The following is a 940-nucleotide window of genomic DNA, read 5'->3' as shown; positions in this document are numbered from 1 at the left end:
GACCCTGGATCAGTAATGACCTGGGGCTACCCGACTAACGTTTCACGCATTGCGAAATAAACCTAGTGCCAGAAATATCACTAACAACATTATGTAAGTAATAGCCCGGAAGACCGTTTAAAATTCTGAATTCTAGATAGTTATGAACAGGCCAACCGCCCTCGCTCATATAATGATCTCTCGAGAGATAAACTCCCAAAACAAAGTTGCTCGTAAAAAGCAATTTCAACTCTTCAATGGAGGGTAATTGCTCACCCCGTTGTTCGCAGTACTTTTTAGCTGCGCTGAAGATTAAAGGATTTGATCGATTCCCCGTCCAAATTGAAGAAAACTCTACATCAATTTTTGCAGTCTTTATAAGGTCCCACGTCACCGTGAGTACACCCTTGGCGGCCGCAGTACCGCTGATCCAATCGATCGTCGCGCTACCGTCCGCTCCAGTTCTGGTATTGCTCATCACCGTACCGGTAGTGACGGCCAGACCCAATTCAAAATCGTTCAGCAAGTTACTGTGGACATCCCGCGCTGTCGCCGTAACCTTTACTCCATCCTTACCATTGGCCACGACCGTGGTCTTGTTGGCCTTCAACTCAATCCTGGCTGTAGCTGTATCCGCCTTAAAATTTGTATCTACTGAATGCTCTCTATCACCCAGTTTCACAGAGACCGTAGTAATGCCGGCTCGGGTATTGTGAAATCTAAAGCCGGCATCCCCCATATCGTTTGTAAGTGTGGTGGCAGCGTCTGATATCGCGTTGTTACTCAGTTTAAACTGAAGCTCAGTTCCTTTCACGGGATTTTTATATTTATCCACCACTTTCGCGCTCACGACGTTCGAATTGCCGTCATCTTTACCGCTAACGACAGAATCGTTTTTCAGCACTTTCAGCTCTATCAGTTCCGCCGTGGTTTTATCCGCCACAAAGTGGGTGTCCACGCT

1 protein-coding gene is annotated in these 940 nt (G+C 46.8%); it reads right to left on the bottom strand.

Annotated features, from left to right (window positions below; all coding sequences use genetic code 11):
- Positions 1-34: 34 nt before the first annotated feature.
- A partial coding sequence (locus ACI77I_RS32025) for an Ig-like domain-containing protein (RefSeq protein ID WP_407000209.1) occupies positions 35-940 on the bottom strand: 906 nt, incomplete at its 5' end.

Origin of the sequence: Pseudomonas sp. D47, from assembly GCF_045447305.1 — a bacterium.
GTDB lineage: Bacteria > Pseudomonadota > Gammaproteobacteria > Pseudomonadales > Pseudomonadaceae > Aquipseudomonas.
This window is presented reverse-complemented; position numbering and strand designations above follow the sequence as displayed.